At 71.9% G+C, this 14894-nt stretch carries 11 protein-coding genes; 4 read left to right on the top strand and 7 right to left on the bottom strand.

The window, feature by feature from the left end; all coding sequences use genetic code 11:
* Positions 1–67 precede the first annotated feature (67 nt).
* Entirely contained in the window at positions 68–1669 is a 1602-nt protein-coding gene (locus ACMCNK_RS12675) for a diguanylate cyclase (RefSeq protein WP_412736601.1), read from the top strand.
* 65 nt (positions 1670–1734) lie between these two features.
* On the opposite strand, the gene ACMCNK_RS12670 is transcribed toward ACMCNK_RS12675, so the two are convergent.
* Together ACMCNK_RS12670 and ACMCNK_RS12665 are read right to left on the bottom strand one after the other, a co-directional pair.
* Positions 1735–3579 (bottom strand): hypothetical protein, encoded by a 1845-nt coding sequence (locus tag ACMCNK_RS12670; protein ID WP_412736600.1) that lies wholly within the window; start codon positions 3577–3579, stop codon positions 1735–1737.
* Between the two features lie 125 nt (positions 3580–3704).
* Positions 3705–5966 (bottom strand): hypothetical protein, encoded by a 2262-nt coding sequence (locus tag ACMCNK_RS12665; RefSeq protein ID WP_412736599.1) that lies wholly within the window; start codon positions 5964–5966, stop codon positions 3705–3707.
* A 185-nt stretch (positions 5967–6151) separates the two neighbouring features.
* Between ACMCNK_RS12665 and ACMCNK_RS12660 the strand changes: the two genes are divergently transcribed.
* Positions 6152–6835 (top strand): AfsR/SARP family transcriptional regulator, encoded by a 684-nt coding sequence (locus ACMCNK_RS12660; RefSeq protein ID WP_412736598.1) that lies wholly within the window; start codon positions 6152–6154, stop codon positions 6833–6835.
* A 77-nt stretch (positions 6836–6912) separates the two neighbouring features.
* Positions 6913–8253, top strand: coding sequence for a hypothetical protein (locus ACMCNK_RS12655; protein ID WP_412736597.1), 1341 nt, complete (start codon positions 6913–6915; stop codon positions 8251–8253).
* Positions 8254–8262: 9 nt separating this feature from the next.
* Here the strand turns inward: ACMCNK_RS12655 and ACMCNK_RS12650 are convergent, their stop codons facing one another.
* Positions 8263–10296: a diguanylate cyclase gene (locus ACMCNK_RS12650; protein WP_412736596.1), complete on the bottom strand. Its 2034-nt coding sequence runs from the start codon at positions 10294–10296 to the stop codon at positions 8263–8265.
* Between the two features lie 182 nt (positions 10297–10478).
* Between ACMCNK_RS12650 and ACMCNK_RS12645 the strand changes: the two genes are divergently transcribed.
* Positions 10479–11936, top strand: a complete 1458-nt coding sequence (locus ACMCNK_RS12645; protein WP_412736595.1) for a diguanylate cyclase domain-containing protein — start codon at positions 10479–10481, stop codon at positions 11934–11936.
* A gap of 54 nt (positions 11937–11990) precedes the next feature.
* Here ACMCNK_RS12645 and ACMCNK_RS12640 read toward each other — a convergent pair whose 3' ends face one another.
* Genes ACMCNK_RS12640 through glnII form a run of 4 tightly spaced genes read right to left on the bottom strand, consistent with a single transcriptional unit; the run spans position 11991 to position 14830 of the window.
* Positions 11991–12764 carry a class I SAM-dependent methyltransferase gene (locus ACMCNK_RS12640; RefSeq protein ID WP_412736594.1) on the bottom strand — a complete coding sequence of 258 codons (774 nt, stop codon included), beginning with the start codon at positions 12762–12764 and terminating at the stop codon, positions 11991–11993.
* Positions 12765–12798: 34 nt separating this feature from the next.
* Positions 12799–13134: a DUF952 domain-containing protein gene (locus ACMCNK_RS12635; protein WP_412736593.1), complete on the bottom strand. Its 336-nt coding sequence runs from the start codon at positions 13132–13134 to the stop codon at positions 12799–12801.
* Between the two features lie 57 nt (positions 13135–13191).
* Positions 13192–13752 (bottom strand): pyridoxamine 5'-phosphate oxidase family protein, encoded by a 561-nt coding sequence (locus ACMCNK_RS12630; protein ID WP_412736592.1) that lies wholly within the window; start codon positions 13750–13752, stop codon positions 13192–13194.
* Between the two features lie 49 nt (positions 13753–13801).
* A complete protein-coding gene (gene glnII, locus ACMCNK_RS12625; protein ID WP_412736591.1) occupies positions 13802–14830 on the bottom strand; it encodes a glutamine synthetase in 1029 nt (342 codons plus the stop codon).
* Between the last annotated feature and the right edge of the window lie 64 nt (positions 14831–14894).

Here is a 14894-nt window from a genome sequence, read left to right as displayed (position 1 = left end):
CCCTCGGAATTGCTTCAGCCGCGTACGGAGCGGGCCGATCGGACCGTAAACGGCGGGGGGTGGACTGGTGGACGGCCATGTGATGAGCGCCGCCGAGCTGGCGGCTGCGCTCGTGGCGCTGGAGGACCAGATCGTCCTCAACATCGAGGCGTGCCACGCCGCCGCGGTCGACCTCGAACGGCACGCCGCTGCGCTCGGCGACGAGGGCCTGCTCGTCCGCGCCCGCCTGTGCGCCGCAGGCATGCTGCTGCGCACCGGTGACATCGGTACGGCCGCACGGCAGATCCACGCCATCCACGAGTGGGCGGTCGTCCACGGGGACCGCCGGCTGCAGGCGCGCACCCACATGGCATGCGGCAACGTGCAGCGGCTGGCCGGTGACTCGGCGAAGCTGCTGGAACACTCGCTGAGCGCGGTCGAGCTGCTCGACGAGACCGCCAGCGCGTACATGCAGGTGGCGCACCGGCTCAGGCTCGCCGAGGCGCTGGCCCTCAACGGGACGGTCGACGCGGCCCGCCCCCGGTTCCGGCAGGCCGAAAAGCTGGCCCAGGAGCTGGAGCAGTGGGAGCTGCTCACGGTCGTACTGAACAACTGGGCCTACATCGAATACACCGCCGGTGAGTTCCCCCGCGCCGAGCAGGTCGCCGCGCGGCTCATGGCGCATGCGACGGCGCGTGGCTTCGAGCTCGACCCGACCGCCCTGGACACCATCGGCGGGATCCAGATCGAGAACGGCCAGTACGCCGAGGCCGAGCAGACCATGCGGTTGTGCATCGCGCGCTACCACGCCGGGTACAGCGACGACGCCGACGACATGGCCGAGTACCTGCTGACCCTGGCCCGGGCCCTGCGCGGGCAGGGGGAGCTGGACCGGGTTCAGCAGGCCCTGGACTCCTCGCGCGCGCTGTGCACCCAGCGGGAACTGCACGAGGTCATGGTCCGGGTGCACCAGGAGCAGGCCGAGCTGTACGCCGCCCGCGGCGACTATCTGGCGGCGTTCGCCGAGCAGAAGGTGTTCTTCGCGGCCCGCGAGAACCTGCGCTCGCGGGAGCGGGAAGCGCAGGCGCAGACCCGGCAGGTGATGTTCGAGACCGCGGAGGCCCGTGAGGAGGCGGAGCGGTTCCGGGAGCAGGCCCGGCGTGACCCGCTGACCGGCCTGCGCAACCGCCGCTACACCGACGAGGAACTGCCGCCCCTGATCACGAACGATCCGGATCTGGTCGTCGCGATCGCCGACGTCGACCACTTCAAGCGGATCAACGACACGTTGTCGCACGACACCGGCGACCAGGTGCTGGTGCAGATCGCCAAGCTGCTGGAGACCGGGCTCGCCGCGACCGCCCCGGACGGGTTCGTGGCCCGTCTGGGCGGCGAGGAGTTCGTCCTCGTCCTGCCCGCCACCCAGGTGTCCGCCGCGGTCACGGCGCTCGACGGGATCCGGGAGGCCGTCGGCGGCTTCGGCTGGCACGACATCACCGGGGACCTGCCGGTGACGATCAGCATCGGGGTGGCCGCGGCGAACGAGAGCACGCCGCGCAGCCAGTCCGCGGCGCTGTCCGCCGCGGACCGCAACCTGTACGCCGCCAAGCGCACCGGACGCAACCGGGTCGTCGCGGGCACCCCGCCCGAGCGGCGTCCCCGCGCGTACCGCGACCGCGACCCGGTCTGAGCCCACCCCCGAACCCGGGCGCGGATCTGGCCGGCCGCAAGCGGCCGGCCAGATTGCGTACGGTCCTACGGGTTACCGTCGAGGACCGGCGGCGGCTTGCCGACGTACACGGCGGCCGCCTTCTCACCGAGCACCGCGACGTCGAGCGTGCAGGCGTCGATCCAGGGATCCCGGACCTCGGCCTGGCGGCAGATCGACATTCCCCGTTCGCGGATCTTCGGTTCGAGGTCGCGGGCGAAGAACGGCTTCCCCGGGTTGCTCTCCTCGGCCTCCTTGCCGCACGGCGCGAGCAGCGAATCGGCAGGGCTGACGCGCCAGCTGTCGCCGTAGCGGTGGTACAGGTCCTCGAAGGACAGCGGGACCTCGAAGATCTGTCCGTCACTGGCTTCGAGCAGGTGGACGTCGTTGTCCGGGTTGCCGAGCAGACCGCGCACCCGCGTCGGCCACGTGCCCACACCGACCGCCACGTCCATGTAGTCGGGGGCGCGGTGCGGTGTCACCCGGATGCTGTTGCCGCTCGGGTCGGTCACCACGTACGCCCCGCCCGCGAGCGTCACGTCGACCCCGGACGGCAGGGACAGCGGCTTACCCTCGCCGAGCTGGACGTTGCGCCCGTCGATCACGAGCCGGGGCCCGCCGCACACGGCCACCGTGGTGCCGCCCATCCGGGTGGCGACCGCCTGGTTGACCGACGCGTCCGGCCAGGTCGGCGCGCCGGACACGTGCCGCGCCTGCACCTCGAAGTCCTTGCCCACCTGCGCCAGCTCGAAGTCGCCGACCGCCTGGAAGTCGTACGACAGGCCGGCCACGGTGTGCGCGTGGACGTCGCCGATGGTCGTCGCGGCCGCGCAGTTCGTGGCGGCGCCGCCGACGGTGTCCTCGATGAACCGTACGGCCGGGCCGGGCGGGGTCATGGCGGGAGCCGGGGTGCCGAAGCTCAGGTTGTTCATCTCCGCGGTGAAACCGGTGGCCACGCACAGCGGGGCGGCCCGGCCACCGTAGATGGTTCTGGTCCGTACGGTCAGGGCCGCGCCGGTGTTGAACGTGGCCGTGCCGCCGCCGGAGCTGTTGCCGCCGTTGCCGAACACGTTGAACTCCGCGGTGTTCCAGCCGGCCGCCGCGTTGACCGCGTTGTCGCCGACCCGGGTGTACGCGGTGCTCCCGTCGAACAGCGTGACGCTGTCGCTGCTCGCACTGACCTGACCGGACAGGCTCAGCGCGCCCAGGTTGGTGATCGGCTGGTTGGGCACCCCGACCGCCCCGCCGGTGTTGTTCTTCCAGCAGTAGACGTCCGTGTCACCCGCGAACGAGAACGTGTGCCAGCCGACCCCGGCCGGGCACGGCGCGTTGTACTGCAGCAGCCAGTACTGGATGAACGCCGCTCCGGACGAGCCGTCGTTGGCGTACACGAACTGCTGCCAGCCCTGGCATCCCGGGTTCGGCGAACCGGCGCAGGCCGTGCTGGCGAAGAAGTTCGTGTTGAGCTGCAGTGTGTACGCGTTGGCGATGGACGGCCCGGAGTTGCCGATCGGCCCGCTTTCGCTGGTCACGTTGACGACACTGTCGAACGAGCCGATCGCGGTGGAGATGAACCCGGTCGGCACCTGCGCCGCGATGTCGCTGCCGTTGCCGACCACCAGGGGTCGCGGCCCGCGGTGGGGCGGCTGCGGAATATCCGGTGCGCTCGCGCACCGCACCGCCCGCCAGCTCGTCCGCGGAAACTGGGCGGTGAAACACCCGCGCGCCGGCCGGGGGGTCTGGGCGATCGTGTTCTGCCAGTCCCGCTGGCTCGGTTGTGCGGGTTGCGCCGCGCCGGCGCTCGACCAGGACGCGGACACCAAGATGGTCACCAGCGCCATGGCGCCGAACGCCATGGCCTTCTTCCTGCGGATGCGGCTGCCTGATCTCATGGCCTCTCCTCACGAGCCGTGGAACAACGCCCGGGGCGGACCGATCAAGCACACGGCGATCACTGCTTCCGAAACAATGCCGGCGCTGCTTCCGTTTCGCCGTCGGCCGGGCCGGACAGCTGCCGTCAGTCCGGCTGCGTCAGATAGCCGAACCGGCGCATGAGCCGGCGGACCGTCGCCTCCCGCTGGGCCTGCCCGAGCCGCCCGTAGAGGCGCAGCGCTTCGCCGAAGTTCCGCTGGGCCTCGTCGAACCGCTCCTGCGCGTGGAAATCGGCGCCGATGCACCTGTGGGTGAGGGCCAGGATGTGCTCGTTGCTGGTGTCCACGGCGATCGCCATCGCCTCCTGGTGATAGCGGATCGCGGTCTCGACACCCAGCTCGAAGGTGGCCGAGCCGAGGTTGTTGAGGAAGATGGCCTCGGCCGCACGGTCGCCGAGCGCGCGGCTGAGCTGCACACCCCGCTCGGTCAGATCCCGGACACGGGCGAAATCGCGGCGGCGGAACGCGGCGACGCTGTGCGCCTCCAGCGTCCGCATCGTGCCGACGTCGTCCGCCTCCGCCGCGGCCAGCGCGTACGCCTGGTCGAACGTCTCCTCCGCCGGCCCGTGGCGACCGGCCTCGGCCAGCGCCTTGGCGATCACACTCAGCATGATCACCCGGCGTTGGGCGGTCGGCGCCAGCGGCAGAGCCTGCCGGTAGAACCCGACCGCCTCGGCGAAGTCGCCCTGGTTGAAGCTGGCGTTACCGCGCTTGCTCAGCAACAGGTGCAGCGCCTCGCCGTCCGGGGAGTCCCGCAGCACCTCGAGGGCCGTGTCGAGCAGCCGCAGCAGCGCCAGCGTGTGCCCGTGGGTGTCGAGATAACCGGACGCGGCGAGCGTGCGCACGATCGCGACGAAATCCTCGACCGCGTCGTGCCGGGCCCGGTCGGCGGCCGCCACCACGTTGTCGAGGTCGCGGGCGATCACCTCGTGGTCCGCGGCGTACGCCGACACGAAGTCGCGCACCGCGCGGATCGCCGACCCGGTGCCGTCCCCGGCGGGGCGCAGCACCGTACGGGCGTAGCTCACGGTCAGGTCGTGGATGACGTACACACCGGCGGAGCGTTTCGCGAAGCTCACGTCGACCAGCGCGTTGAGGGCGGCGCGCGCCCGGCCGAGTCCGGCACCCAGGCAGCAGGCCAGCAACTCGGGCGTGACCGTGCCGCTGAACAACGCACCGACCGCGGCGAGCGCCGCCCGGCCGTCGGCGTGCGGCAGCGCGCCGATCGTCGTGTCCAGCAGCCGCCGGCCGCTCTCGCGCCCCGGTGCGGCGAACCCGGCGGGCATCTCCAGGTCGTGCGGGGACCCGTCGACGTCGCGGCGCAACTCGCCCGGCGTCAGGCCGTACTGGCGCAGGCGGTGCCCCGCGATCTCGATCAGGTACGGGTGATTGCGCAGGTCGCCGCAGAGCGCCGCGGCGTCGGGACGGGTCGCATATCCGTCGTCGTGCGCGTGGTGGGCGAGCAGCCGGACCGCCTCGGCCGGGTCCAGCCCGTCCACCTCCACCTGGTGATCGACGCCCAGCTTCAGCCGGGACGTGACCAGGACCGCGACCCCGGCCGGCATCGCCCGCAGGATCGTGTGCAGGGCCGCCGCGTTCCCCACGTCGTCGAGGACGCACAGGCGGACCGCGGCTTCGGACAGGTGCCGCCCGATCGAGAGCAGACGGACGTCGCCGCCCGGCGGCACCGGCTCCGCACCGGCGCCCAGCGCCGCCTCCAGGCAACTGGCCAGCCGGTCCAGCACCACGTCGGCGTCGGCGTTGCCGAGTCGCATCCACACGTACGGGCCGCGGCCCGCGTCGACGTACCGGTCGGCGATCGTCGCCGCGATCGCGGTCTTTCCGGCGCCACCCAGCCCGTGCAGCAGGACCCGGGCGCCGGTGTCGAGCCAGGCGGTCACCGTGGTGATGAGGTGCTGGCGCCCCACCATCAGCTCCGGCCGGTTCAGCCGGTTCGCCGCGGTGTCGAACAGGATGACGTCCAGTCGCGTCGTACCGTCGTCGGCGGACGCGGCCGTCCAGCCGGGGGAGGGCCGCGGCCCTGGCGGCGCGGCCGGGGCCGGCAGACCGGCGCGCCGGTCGTTGCGGACGGTCGCCGCCGCACGCCGCAGCCGCTCCGCATGCGCCGGATCGCCGCCCAGGTAGCCGACGACGGCCGCGAGCCGTTCCGGCCCGATCGGGCGGGCGCCGGTGAAGAAAGCCGACACGGTGCCCGCGGCCAGGCCGACCGCCTTGCCGATGCGGGCCATGGACGGCTGGCCGTGCGCGCGGTGCAACTCGTCCAGGCACTCCAGCAGCGCGCGTTCCGGACCGTCGGCCGGCCACCGGTGCTTGCTGAATCCGGCCAATGCTCCTCCCGCAGCCTCGTGCCCACGGCTCATGCAACCGCACTCACGGGGCGCTGGGCACATTCTTGTCGGGCTGCCGATTCTCAGCAATGCGTCCGCAACCCCTCAGCAGTTCCGCATCACCTGTGGCCCGGACCGGCGCGGACGCCGCACGCTGGCGGCATGCCGGACTCCAGGAGGACACGATGACCATCGCTGCCTGTGCACCCGTCGCGCCGGGCCGAGCCACCTCGACCGGGCTGCGGCTTTCCGGGTTCGGGGTCTTCCGGGCCGACGTCGACGGCGTCGCGGCCCTGCTGCCACCGATCAGCCGGACCATGCTCGCCCGCCTGGTGCTGGCCCGCGGTGCCCTGGTCTACGCCGACGACCTGTACCGCGACTCGTGGCCCGACCCGGCACCGGTGATCCGCCGGGAGCAGCGGGTCGGGGTGCACAAACGCATCGCCGAGCTGCGCCGGTTCCTCGTGCCCGGCGGCGACACCGGCACGACCATGCTGCTGACCGAGCGGTCCGCCCGCACCGGCTACCGGCTGCTGCTCGACGACGACCGGGTCGATCTGCACGTGTTCACCGATCTGGTGTTCCGGGCGGCCGCCGTCCGGGACGCGGTCGCGGTGGATCTGCTGACCCGGGCGCTGGCGATGTGGACCGAACGGCCGCTGCTCGGGCTGCCGGACCGGGCGTTCGTCGCCGACCGTGTGTGCTGGCTGACGAACCTGCGGGACCGGGCCTGCCGGGAACTCGCCGCCACGTGTGCCGCCCTGGGCCGGCCCCGGGACGCGCTGGCCGCCCTGGACCGGTTGCAGGCCGGCCACCCCGACGACGGCGGGCTGCGGGACCTGACCGACCGGCTGCGCGGCGATCGATAACCCGTCACATCCATTGCGCTCGGTCGCTGTTCGTACGAGTCTGCTGACAGCCGACGCTCGCCTCGCCGGAGGTTCCCATGAGACGCCCGTACGCGATCCTGCTCGCCCTTCTCGTCGTGATCGGACCGGCACTCGCCGGTGGTACGACGGACCGGGCGGCAGCGGCGCCGGGTGCCCGGCCGGGCAACGTCGCGGTCCTGGTGGTGGACGACTTCGGGCTGGGCAAGGATCCTCAGACCACACCGGGCGCGAAGGACGAGAACTGCACCGTCGGCACCAACGACGTCGGCTCCAACGGCGCCGGTGACGACCTGCCGGTGTCCACGTACGCCCACGGCGAGCTGGTGTACCGGGTGCTCGCGGACGCGCTCACCGCCGACCTGGGCAGTGCCCCGATCTCGTCGACGACCATCCCGCGGCCCGCGCCCGGCCCGCCCATCGAGACGACGACGGAGTGGAAATACCCCGTCAAGGGTGCGGCGTATGCCGTGCGGCTCGTCGCCGTGCACACCGACAAGTACCGGACGGCCGACATCCTCGACGGGATCCGGGACCGGATCACGGCGTTGCGGCACGACGGGTTCGAGCGTTTCGTGCTCAACCTGAGTTTCGTGGTCATCCCCTGTGACGTCGTCGGGTGGCTCACCGACCCGGATCTCGACACGCTGCTGAAGACGTACGACGCCATGATCGACAGTGATGCGTCCCTGAAGGCCGGCCTGATGGGCTACCTGAACGCCTCCGGTGAACTCGACCCGGCACTGGTGCGCGGCGGCGACTTCACCGCGACGCTGCTGCGCGACGACAGTCTCGGGGCGCTGCGGCCGTACCTGGCCGGGGCGTATTACCAAACCATCGACGTCACCCACTTCAACGGCAAGGAACGTCCACTGTCGACCGTGTACGACGATCCCGGCTGGAACGGTTTCCGCAGCCAGCTCGTCGAGCCCGGGGCGTCCGGCGCCACCCTGAAGGTCATCCCGGTCGGCGCGGCCGGCAACGGCGTGAAGTACGTCGACCCCAAGGCGGACCCCGCCCGGGCCCACGACCCCGCGAACCTCATCCGCAAGGGGCTGCCGTTCCCGTTCGCGCCGGCCCTGTGGGACTTCGTGGTCAGCGCCGGCGCGGACGCCCCCGAGGACGTGGCCGCGCGCCTCAACTCGGGCGAGCTCGCGCTCGACGCCACCGGCCCGGGGCTCGTGCCCGGCAGTTTCGGCACTTCGTTCGCGGCACCGCGGCTCAGCGCCCTGGAGGCGAGGTACCTCGCGCAGACCGGCTCCGTGGTGTGCGGCGGCACCCCACCACTGGGGTACGTGGACCTGAGCGGCGCCGGAACGCTCGACCTGTCCGTGGACTCGCCGTGGAAGAACCAGCCGCGGGCGGCGTGGCCCGGCATCTGCCGCACGTTCCCGGTCTAGGGGACGTCCTCAGGCCGGGAGCTCGTCCGGGTGACGGGTGGTTTCGCCGGTGCGCGACTCCGGGAGCGCCCAGCTCCGGGGGCCGCGCCGGCGATCCCGGGCGGGCTGGCTGCGCCACGCGGCACGGCGTCGCTTGTGCGCGTACAGCTCGGCGTCGGCGTGCGCGTACAGGGCGTCGAAATCCGCTCCGTGTGCGCCCAGGGTGGCCGTACCGATGCAGGCCGCGGTGCGCTCGCCCAGCGCCGACCGCAGCCGGTCCGCGGCCTCGGCCGCGCCGGCCTCGCCGGCCGAGGTGAGCAGCACCACGAACTCGTCACCGCCGAGCCGGCCCACCACGTCGGTGGGCCGCACATTGCCGCGCAGCGTGATCGCGACCCAGCGCAGCAGCGCGTCACCGGCCGCGTGGCCCTGCCTGTCGTTGACCTCCTTGAACCGGTCCAGGTCAAGAAGCAGCAGGGAGACGCCGGAGTGCGCCATCTCGGCGGCGAACCGTTGCTCGAAACCGCGCCTGTTGAGGATGCCGGTCAACGCGTCGAGCCGCGACAGCTCGGTCAGCCGCCGCCGCTGCCGGCCCGCCTCGGCGCCCTGCGACCCGCAGGCGAACGTCAGCGCGATCGTGCCGCCCAGATGGACGGCGACGTGCCACGGGTCGGCGGCGCCCACGAACGTCGCCACCGCCAGGTAGCAGCCGCTGATGAGGCCGAGCAGCGGCACCCCGACCCGGGGCGGGGTGCTCAGCGCGATGAGCGGCATCGGCGCCAGCAGCCCGACGGCCAGCGTGCTGGTCGCCCCGCCGTCGAGCGCGACGATGCCGGTGGACAGCACGAACTCCACCAGGCCGTAGCACGCCATCCACAGGCGCAGCGCGGACGAGCGGCTGAGCCGTTCGGCGCCGGCGAGGACCGCGGCCCCCAGTAGCCAGCCGACCGCCAGCAGCACACCCATCCCGACGCGGTGCGGGTGCCCTCCCGCGAACAGGACGACGTAGCCCAGCCCGACCGCGCAGACGGAAACCCCGAGCCAGCCGCCGTCCGCCACCGAACGGCGGCGCCGCTCCCGCCCGGTCACCGCCAGGGTCGTGCGCTGCTCGACGGTGACGCGGGCCCGCGGCGTGGTGTCGCGCGACGACGATTCGGGCTGCCGGGCGATCTTGTCGGCGTAGACGCGTTCGTCGGCCAGCTGCCGCAGCCCCGCCAGCGTGTCCGCGTCGGCGGGGTAGGAGGCGTACCCGAGGCTGGTGGGGGACACCGGGTCCAGCTCCGCGCGTAGCCGGTCCATCACGGCCCGGGCGTCGTCGGATTCCGCGCCGACCAGCACCGCGGCGAACTCGTCACCGCCGACCCGGCCGACCGCGTCGCGGACGCGAACCCCGCTCGCCAGGGTGCGCCCGGTCCACGCCAGCAGCTCGTCGCCGGCGCGGTGGCCGTACCGGTCGTTGACCTCCTTGAACCGGTCCAGGTCGGCCAGGAGCAGGCTGACCGGCTCGCCCCGGCGGGCCGCGGCGGCGAACTCGGCGTTCAGCCGCTCGTCGAAACCGCGACGGTTGAGGCAACCCGTGAGCGCGTCGCTCCGCGTCACCTCGGCGAGCCGCCGCCGCAATGAGGCCAGCGCCGACGTGTGCCGCATCGCGAGATACGCCACCCCGCCGTATGTGAACGTGAAGACCCACGCGAACCCGGGCGGCGCGGCGCCGCCGGCCATCGCCACGGTGGCGTACGCCGCGACGCACAGCACCGCCATCGGCGCGAACAGCCGCTGCGGCAGCACCACCGCGAAGAAGACCAGCGAGTACAGCTCCAGTGCCCCGAGCGGGCTGGTCACGCCGCCGTCGAGCAGGGCGAGACCGGACGTACCGGCGAGGGTCACGATGGCGCTGGCGAGCTGGATCGGCACCCGCAGGCGGGAGCGCGCCACCAGCGGGGCGGTCGCCCAGCCGAGCAGGCCGAGGGCGGCCATGCCCACCGCGACCGCCATCATGGGCTGGCGATGGGGTCCGTTCGGCGTACCGAGGGCGTAGATCATCGCCGCGGCGGGCGTGAGCAAGGTGCGTAGGGCACTCGCCCTGATTCTGCCCTGGCGCGGCGAGGCGGTGCCCCTCCACGCCGAGGGCAACATGGTCGCGGACCTCTTTCAGTCGGGGTGCCCAAGACATCGGCCGCCCGAGCGCGGATCTGAGGTACGCCTGAAAACCTCAGACCAACGGCCGGACGGCCGAAGAAGCACCCGTGGCGCCGAGTTCTTCCCGATCCTCCGACGGCTGGACGTACCTCGCGATCGTCGCCGTCCTGATCGCGGGGTTCCCCGCGCTGCCCGTGCTCGGGCGGGACCTGGACTACGTCCTGGTGTCGCTGGTCGCGCTCCCGCCGGTGATCTGGGGCCTGCGGCGGGCCAAGGACGGCAACCGCGGCCCGTGGTGGTTCCTGGCCAGTGCGTTCAGTGTCTACCTCGTCATGAACGTGACCTGGTTCCTGAGCGGTCACGGCCCCATGGACGGCTCGACGTACCTTGCGGTGTCGCATCTCATCGGGGTGCTGGGCAAGGTTCTCATGCTGGGCGGAGCGGTGAACGTCGTCGCCCGCCGCGGCCGCGCCGACCTCGGCGGCATCATCGACACCACCATCATCTCGATGACCCTCGGCCTGCTGCTGTGGGACTGGGTGCTGCTGCCGCACATGACCGCCACGGGCAAGGGTCTCGATGCGATGGGCCCCATGTGCATCTCGGTGTTCGTGCTCACCGGCGTCCTGGGAGCCCTCATCCGCCTGCTGCAGACGGCCGGTCAACGCATCCCGGCGCTGTGGCTGCTGACCACGGCCATCGCCCTGGTCCTCACTGCCACGGTCAGTGCCGAGTTGTTCGACGTCCCGGCGACCGGTCCCCGCCCGCCGTGGACCGACATGATGTTCATGGCCGCGTTCGCCGCCGTCGGCGGCGTCGGCCTGACCCGCTCGTCCGATCTGCTGGTGGAACCCGGCCCGGCACCGCGGGACGAGCTGACGTCAGGCCGGCTGGCGTTCCTCGGTCTGGCGCTCGCCTCGATCCCGGTCGTGGGCGGCCTGCACCAGATCGTCGGCGAGAGGGTCGACGGGCTCCTGCTGGCCCTCGGTGGCGCGGCAGTGGTCCCGCTGGTGATGGTGCGAGTCGGCCGGCTGTCGGCCCAACGGGCGCGCGCCGAGCAGGCATTGATGCACCAGGCCACCCACGACGCGCTCACCGGCCTGCCGAACCGACGCGAGTTCGTCCTGCAACTGAACGCGGCGCTCGACGACCGCGTCCGCAGCCGGCCCACCGTCCTGTTCTGCGACCTCGACGGGTTCAAGGCCGTCAACGACCGGCTCGGGCACGCCGCGGGCGACGCCCTCCTCGTCGAGGTCGCCGCCCGGCTGCGCAGTGCCGTCCGCGGGACGGATCTGGTGAGCCGGTTCGGCGGGGACGAGTTCGTCGTACTCTGCCGCGACGGCGGGGCCCCCGACGACATGTCGGCCATTCCCCGGATCGGCGCGGAACTCTCCCGGCCCATCGTGATCGCGGGCGAGGCGGTGCGGGTGGGCACCAGCATCGGCGCCGGCATGGCTGAGCCCGGCGACGACGCGGAGACGCTGATCAACCGCGCCGACAGTGCGATGTACGAGGCCAAGGAGCGCCGTCGTACCCGCCCGGCGACGCCCGCGCCCGTTCACTGAAGCAGCCGAGTGATGGCCTGACCGGCTTCGTCTGCTGCTTCTTCGGGCGCGACGTCAACAACTGGCGCGGCGCAGCACCAGCAGCTGAGCGCGCCGCCGGGGCGGCTCCGCCGCCAGGAACAACTCGGCCTCCAGCAACAGGTTGTCAGCAGCCCGCTCGCCGAGCTCGGCGCGCAGTGCCGCCGCGTTCTCGGGGTACGACAGGAACAGTCGCCGCCAGAAACCGTCGTGCTCGGTGTTGTCCAGGAGCAGCTCCAGGTCGAAACCGGCTTTCCCCGCCATCGTCGGCCAATCGTCGGCGTCCGCCGGCTGTTCCCGTACGCTCAGCACGAATCGTCCGCCGGGCGCCACGATCCGGCCGGCCTCCCGCAGCGCCGCCTGCCGGTCCCGGCTGAACGGCAACGCGTCGACGCTGACCAGCCCGTCGGCGTACCGGTCGGGAAGGCCGGTCTGCTCGAAGCTCCCCAGATGGAACTCAGCCCGGCCGGGGGCGACGAAATCGCCGGCCCGCTGCGCCGCGATCTCGACCGCTGCGGCGCTGACGTCGACGCCGGTGAGCCGGGCCGACAACGCCCTCGCCAGCCAGAGGCCCGGCCCGCCGCGACCGCAGCCGAGGTCGACGAGCCGCGCGCCGGGACGCAGACGCAACGCCGACACGGCGTGCCCCAGCAGCCACCAGGAGCACGAGCTGGTGGGCTCCACGCCGGTCGGATACTCATCGCCCATCGCGCGCGCCCACAGCTCGTGCAGCAGTGGGCTGTTCTGCGCCGCACGGTGCATCGCGTCGTAGTCGTCGGGCGCCGTGCCGACCGTCCTGGTCTCTGTCATGGGAGCCATTCTGATGGATGAATGCGCCGACCCCTCAAGCAGGCAGTACGTCGTCCACAGCGGACGCTCCGGGAACGTGGTGCACCGCCGTCACGGACGTTCTCGGCAGAGGCCCGTAGACGTGCGGGAACACGTCGCCCCGGCGGGGTGCCTCCTCCCACCGCACAGTCTCGCCGAGTGTCTCGGTCTCGACGGCGACCACCACGAGCGTCGGCTCCTGGCCGAACACCCGCGCCGCGGTGTCCGCGACCTGCTCCCGGGTGGACAGGTGGATGAACCCGTCGCGGCGGTCATGCGGCGAGCCGTCGAAGCGTCCAGCGGCCTCGAACTCGGCCCACTCGGAGGGCCGCAGGATCTTGTAGATCAACATCCGACCACGGTCGCAGACGTGCCACGGTCGCAACGACGCGACCCCCGCGCCAACGCGTCAGACCTCGTGGGCGAAGATCGGCTTGCCGTCGAGGCTGACGCCGTTCTTCACCCGGCGATACTCCGCCAGATCCGCGTCGGTACGCCGCTCGTGGGCGCGGATGAGCAGGTCACGGTCACCCTCGTAGGACATGAGTGGTACCGCGTAGCCGCAGGAGTCGCTGATCCGCTCGACCTCGACGTCGATCACCGACCGTACGCCGTGCGTGTCCGGCGCCGAGCGGAACAAGTGCCGCAGCTCGGTGTGTTCCGGCGAGGTCACCGGCACCGCGCGGCCCCGGCCGTGGAGCCGGACGATGTTCGGCGGTCCCTCGAAGGCGCAGAACATCAGGGTGATCCGTCCGTTCTCGGTCAGGTGGGCGATCGTCTCCGCGCCGCTGCCGTGATAGTCCAGATACGCGACCCGGTGCTCACCCAGCACCTCGAACGTGCCGGCCATCCCCTTGGGCGACACGTTGACGTGTCCGCCCGGTCCGTTCGGCGCGGTGGCTACGAAGAACATCGGCTGCGCCTCGATGAACGCGCGCAGCCGCCCGTCGATTCGTTCGTGCACCTTCATAGGACTGATCCTGCCTCCCGGACGCAAGGCATCCGAGGGGCAGGGTCGGTCAGACCTGGCCGGCCTTCTCCAGCGCGGCGCAGCAGGTGTCGACGAGCAGGCGCGTCACGACGTACGGATCGACGTTCGCGTTGGGACGGCGGTCCTCGATGTAGCCCTTGCGGTCCTTCTCGACCTGCCACGGGATGCGGACCGATGCACCGCGGTCCGAGACGCCGTAGGAGTACTCGTTCCACGGGGCGGTCTCGTGCAGGCCGGTCAGGCGGTCGTCGATGCCCGCACCGTAGTTCTTGACGTGGTCCATCGGCTTGGAGCCCTCACCGAGTGCCTCGCACGCCGTGATGATCGCTTCGTACCCCTCGCGCATCGCCCTGGTGGAGAAGTTGGTGTGCGCGCCGGCGCCGTTCCAGTCGCCCTTGACCGGCTTGGGGTTGAGGGTGGCGGAGACGTTGAAGTCCTCGGCGGTGCGGTAGAGCAGCCAGCGGGCCACCCAGAGCTGGTCGGCGACCTCCAGCGGGGCGAGCGGGCCGACCTGGAACTCCCACTGGCCCGGCATGACCTCGGCGTTGATGCCGGAGATGCCCAGGCCCGCCTTGAGACAGTTGTCCAGGTGCGCCTCGACGATGTCGCGGCCGAAGATCTCGTCTGCGCCGACGCCGCAGTAGTAGCCGCCCTGCGGGGCCGGGAAGCCACCCGCGGGGAAGCCGAGCGGGCGCACGCCGTCGAAGAACGTGTACTCCTGCTCAATGCCGAAGATCGGCTCCTGCTCGGCGAACCTCTCCGCGATCTCGGCCAGGGCGGCGCGCGTGTTCGACTCGTGCGGCGTCATGTCGATGTTGAGGACCTCGCACAGCACGAGGATGTCGTCACCGCCACGGATCGGGTCGGGGCAGGTGAAGACCGGCTTGAGTACGCGGTCGGAGGAGTGCCCCACGGCCTGGTTGGTGGAGGACCCGTCGAAGCCCCAGATCGGCAGCTCGGCGCCCTTCGCGCGGTCCTCCAGGATCTTCGTCTTGGAACGGAGCTTCGCGGTCGGCTCGGTGCCGTCGATCCAGATGTACTCTGCCTTGAAGCTCACGATCCACATCCTTCGGGTGTTTCCAGACAGCGGCACTGGGGACGCCGCGGTGACAACGGGGAGC

It is taken from the genome of Krasilnikovia sp. MM14-A1259 (assembly GCF_047159535.1).
GTDB lineage: Bacteria > Actinomycetota > Actinomycetes > Mycobacteriales > Micromonosporaceae > Actinoplanes.
The sequence above is the reverse complement of the archived record's forward strand: the minus strand, read 5'-3'. Positions and strand labels throughout refer to the sequence as shown.